2 rRNA genes are annotated in these 5461 nt (G+C 54.0%); both read left to right on the top strand.

Annotation, left to right across the window (positions count from 1 at the left end):
• Positions 1-189: 189 nt before the first annotated feature.
• A 16S ribosomal RNA gene (locus AAZQ98_RS17615) occupies positions 190-1715 on the top strand.
• A 598-nt stretch (positions 1716-2313) separates the two neighbouring features.
• Positions 2314-5445: ribosomal RNA gene (locus tag AAZQ98_RS17610) — 23S ribosomal RNA — on the top strand.
• The 16S and 23S rRNA genes sit together here, the layout of an rRNA operon.
• Positions 5446-5461 lie beyond the last annotated feature (16 nt).

Below are 5461 nucleotides of genomic sequence, written 5' to 3'. Positions count from 1 at the left end.
AGTGTTTGTTGTTTGAGAACTCAATAGTGTGCCAAGTTTGTTGATACCGAATATTTTTATTTGGTGAATACATAACATTTGCTTGAGGCATTGCACCCCCGTGCAGTGTTCTTGAGTGTTTTATTATTCGCCGGGACTTCATTGGCTTCGCCCTTATTTTCCAAGGGGTTGCCGGTGGCTTTTTATTTTTTTATGGAGAGTTTGATCCTGGCTCAGGATGAACGCTGGCGGCGTGCTTAACACATGCAAGTCGAACGATGAAGCCCAGCTTGCTGGGTGGATTAGTGGCGAACGGGTGAGTAACACGTGAGTAACCTGCCCCCGACTCTGGGATAAGCCCGGGAAACTGGGTCTAATACCGGATATTACCTTTGACCGCATGGTTGTTGGTGGAAAGATTTATCGGTGGGGGATGGACTCGCGGCCTATCAGCTTGTTGGTGAGGTAATGGCTCACCAAGGCGACGACGGGTAGCCGGCCTGAGAGGGTGACCGGCCACACTGGGACTGAGACACGGCCCAGACTCCTACGGGAGGCAGCAGTGGGGAATATTGCACAATGGGCGAAAGCCTGATGCAGCGACGCCGCGTGAGGGATGACGGCCTTCGGGTTGTAAACCTCTTTCAGTAGGGAAGAAGCGAAAGTGACGGTACCTGCAGAAGAAGCGCCGGCTAACTACGTGCCAGCAGCCGCGGTAATACGTAGGGCGCAAGCGTTATCCGGATTTATTGGGCGTAAAGAGCTCGTAGGCGGTTTGTCGCGTCTGCCGTGAAAGTCCGAGGCTCAACCTCGGATCTGCGGTGGGTACGGGCAGACTAGAGTGATGTAGGGGAGACTGGAATTCCTGGTGTAGCGGTGAAATGCGCAGATATCAGGAGGAACACCGATGGCGAAGGCAGGTCTCTGGGCATTTACTGACGCTGAGGAGCGAAAGCATGGGGAGCGAACAGGATTAGATACCCTGGTAGTCCATGCCGTAAACGTTGGGCACTAGGTGTGGGGGACATTCCACGTTTTCCGCGCCGTAGCTAACGCATTAAGTGCCCCGCCTGGGGAGTACGGCCGCAAGGCTAAAACTCAAAGGAATTGACGGGGGCCCGCACAAGCGGCGGAGCATGCGGATTAATTCGATGCAACGCGAAGAACCTTACCAAGGCTTGACATGTGCCAGACCGCCTCAGAGATGGGGTTTCCCTTCGGGGCTGGTTCACAGGTGGTGCATGGTTGTCGTCAGCTCGTGTCGTGAGATGTTGGGTTAAGTCCCGCAACGAGCGCAACCCTCGTTCCATGTTGCCAGCACGTAATGGTGGGGACTCATGGGAGACTGCCGGGGTCAACTCGGAGGAAGGTGGGGATGACGTCAAATCATCATGCCCCTTATGTCTTGGGCTTCACGCATGCTACAATGGCCGGTACAATGGGTTGCGATACTGTGAGGTGGAGCTAATCCCTAAAAGCCGGTCTCAGTTCGGATTGGGGTCTGCAACTCGACCCCATGAAGTCGGAGTCGCTAGTAATCGCAGATCAGCAACGCTGCGGTGAATACGTTCCCGGGCCTTGTACACACCGCCCGTCAAGTCACGAAAGTTGGTAACACCCGAAGCCGATGGCCTAACCACCTTGTGTGGGGGGAGTCGTCGAAGGTGGGACTGGCGATTGGGACTAAGTCGTAACAAGGTAGCCGTACCGGAAGGTGCGGCTGGATCACCTCCTTTCTAAGGAGCTAACCATTATTGGTTGCCCATGCTGGACACGAGTGTTGTCCGGGTGGGTTGCTCATGGGTGGAATATCAATGGACTCAATACCGGAAAACGTGCTGGCTGATGCTGGTGCGGGGTATTGGCTGTGGCCGCGTGGTGCTTGGGCATCTGCTAGTACGCATTGCAGGGGGTTTTCTTCTTGCGGTGCTGGAATGCGGTGTGTGGGTGTTGCGTGGTTTGTATGGTTTGGCATGCTGTTGGGTTTTGAGGCAACAAGCCTCCTTTCCTGGTGAATGGTTGCCGGGGTTCTTCCTGTGGGGAGGGTCCTGGTGGTGTTCGCTGGGGTGAGGGGTTCTTGGTGTTTCGGTGTTTGTCCTGTGTTTGCTGCAAGGATGTCCTGTGGGATTGATGCTGGCCTTTGGTTGGTGTTGGTTTTGGGGTGTTGTTGCGGGGGTGCGGGGTTGTTGTTTGGGAACTGTATAGTGAACGCGAGCATCTTGCAGATGAGATGAGCTGGGTAGTCCTTTTCCTTGGATTGCCTGGTGTTGGAGTCTTGTCTGCGTGATTTTGTTAGATTGTTTTATTGCTCATATCTTTTGACTTTGATGTTGTGTTGAAGTTTTTAAGGGCGCACGGTGGATGCCTTGGCATCAAGAGCCGATGAAGGACGTGGGAATCTGCGATAAGCCTGGTGGAGTCGATAACCGGACGTTGAGACCAGGATTTCCGAATGGGGGAACCCCGCACCATGTTATGTGGTGTGACCTGCAGCTGAATGTATAGGCTGTGTGGAGGGAACGCGGGGAAGTGAAACATCTCAGTACCCGCAGGAAGAGAAAACAACAGTGATTCCGTTAGTAGTGGCGAGCGAACGCGGATGGGGCTAAACCGGTTGGTGTGTGATAGCGGATAGGCGTTGCATCACCGGGGTTGTGGGGTCGGCATGTACCAGCGCTATCTTGCTGGTGGGATGAGGTGCAGGCGTATAGGTGAATCGGTTGGAATGCCGGACCATAGAGGGTGATAGTCCCGTAGGTGTAATGCGTGTCTGCCGTTCTAGTGTTGATACCCGAGTAGCACGGGGCCCGTGAAACCTTGTGTGAATCTGCCAGGACCACCTGGTAAGCCTGAATACTACTTGATGACCGATAGTGAATCAGTACCGTGAGGGAATGGTGAAAAGTACCCCGGGAGGGGAGTGAAATAGTACCTGAAACCGTGCGCTTACAATCCGTTAGAGCTGGGGACTTGTTCCCTGGTGATGGCGTGCCTTTTGAAGAATGAGCCTGCGAGTTAGTGTTACGTCGCGAGGTTAACCCGTGTGGGGAAGCCGTAGCGAAAGCGAGTCTGAATAGGGCGTTTGAGTGGCGTGATCTAGACCCGAAGCGAAGTGATCTACCCATGGCCAGGTTGAAGCGCGTGTAAGAGCGTGTGGAGGACCGAACCCACTTCAGTTGAAAATGGAGGGGATGAGCTGTGGGTAGGGGTGAAAGGCCAATCAAACTTCGTGATAGCTGGTTCTCCCCGAAATGCATTTAGGTGCAGCGTTGCGTGTTTCTTGCTGGAGGTAGAGCTACTGGATAGGCGATGGGCCCTACAAGGTTACTGACCTTAGCCAAACTCCGAATGCCGGCAAGTGAGAGCGCAGCAGTGAGACTGTGGGGGATAAGCTTCATAGTCGAGAGGGAAACAGCCCAGAACGCCAACTAAGGCCCCTAAGCGTGTGCTAAGTGGAAAAGGATGTGGAGTTGCTGTGACAACCAGGAGGTTGGCTTAGAAGCAGCCACCCTTGAAAGAGTGCGTAATAGCTCACTGGTCAAGTGATTCCGCGCCGATAATGTAGCGGGGCTCAAGCACACCGCCGAAGTTGCGTCATTCAAATATTAACCTGGTTTCGATTGGGTGTTTGGATGGGTAGGGGAGCGTCGTGTGGACGGTGAAGTCGCGGTGTAAACCAGCGGTGGAGGCCACACGAGTGAGAATGCAGGCATGAGTAGCGAATGACGGGTGAGAAACCCGTCCGCCGAATGATCAAGGGTTCCAGGGTTAAGCTAATCTGCCCTGGGTTAGTCGGGACCTAAGGCGAGGCCGACAGGCGTAGTCGATGGACAACGGGTTGATATTCCCGTACCGGCGAAGGACCGCCCATACTGAGCTGTGGATGCTAACCATGATTGATGCTAGCTGTTGGTGCCTTCGGGTATCTTGCTGGTTGATGTGGTGGGAACCGATGCAGTGAGGTCAGCGTATTAACAGGTGTGACGCAGGAAGGTAGCCGAGCCAGGCAATGGAATTGACCTGGTCCAAGGGTGTAGGAAGAGTGGTTGGCAAATCCGCCGCTCATGTTTCTGAGACCTGATAGGCGCCCCGTTTTCGGGGTGATTCGGTGATCCTATGCTGCCTAGAAAAGCATCGGCGCGAGGTCCAAGTCCGCCCGTACCCCAAACCGACACAGGTGATCAGGTAGAGAATACTAAGGCGATCGAGAGAATCATGGTTAAGGAACTCGGCAAAATGCCCCCGTAACTTCGGAAGAAGGGGGGCCTGCCCCGTGATGAGAACTTGCTTCTCTGATGCGGGTGTGGGCCGCAGAGACCAGGGGGAAGCGACTGTTTACTAAAAACACAGGTCCGTGCGAAGTCGCAAGACGATGTATACGGACTGACTCCTGCCCGGTGCTGGAAGGTTAAGAGGACTGGTTAGCAGTAATGCGAAGCTGAGAATTTAAGCCCCAGTAAACGGCGGTGGTAACTATAACCATCCTAAGGTAGCGAAATTCCTTGTCGGGTAAGTTCCGACCTGCACGAATGGAGTAACGACTTCCCCGCTGTCTCAACCATGAACTCGGCGAAATTGCAGTACGAGTAAAGATGCTCGTTACGCGCAGCAGGACGGAAAGACCCCGAGACCTTTACTATAGTTTGGTATTGGTGTTCGGTGCAGCTTGTGTAGGATAGGTGGGAGACTGTGAAGCTTGGACGCTAGTTCAGGTGGAGTCATCGTTGAAATACCACTCTGGCTGTACCGGTCACCTAACTTCGGACCATGATCTGGTTCAGGGACAGTGCCTGATGGGTAGTTTAACTGGGGCGGTTGCCTCCTAAAATGTAACGGAGGCGCCCAAAGGTTCCCTCAGCCTGGTTGGCAATCAGGTGTCGAGTGTAAGTGCACAAGGGAGCTTGACTGTGAGAGTGACAGCTCGAGCAGGGACGAAAGTCGGGACTAGTGATCCGGCGGCACCTCGTGGAAGGGCCGTCGCTCAACGGATAAAAGGTACCTCGGGGATAACAGGCTGATCTTGCCCAAGAGTCCATATCGACGGCATGGTTTGGCACCTCGATGTCGGCTCGTCGCATCCTGGGGCTGGAGTAGGTCCCAAGGGTTGGGCTGTTCGCCCATTAAAGCGGTACGCGAGCTGGGTTTAGAACGTCGTGAGACAGTTCGGTCCCTATCCGCTGCGCGCGTTGGAAATTTGAGAAGGGCTGTCCTTAGTACGAGAGGACCGGGACGGACGAACCTCTGGTGTGTCAGTTGTACTGCCAAGTGCATCGCTGATTAGCTACGTTTGGAAGGGATAACCGCTGAAAGCATCTAAGCGGGAAGCCTGCTTCGAGATGAGATTTCCATGCACCTTGAGTGTGAGAGGCCCCCAGCTAGACCACTGGGTTGATAGGCAGGATGTGGAAGCAAGGACTAAAGACTTGTGTAGCTGACCTGTACTAATAGGCCGATGACTTTCAACACACAATAAAACAATATT

Origin of the sequence: Glutamicibacter sp. Je.9.36 (genome assembly GCF_051129975.1) — a bacterium.
Lineage (GTDB): Bacteria > Actinomycetota > Actinomycetes > Actinomycetales > Micrococcaceae > Glutamicibacter.
This window is presented reverse-complemented; position numbering and strand designations above follow the sequence as displayed.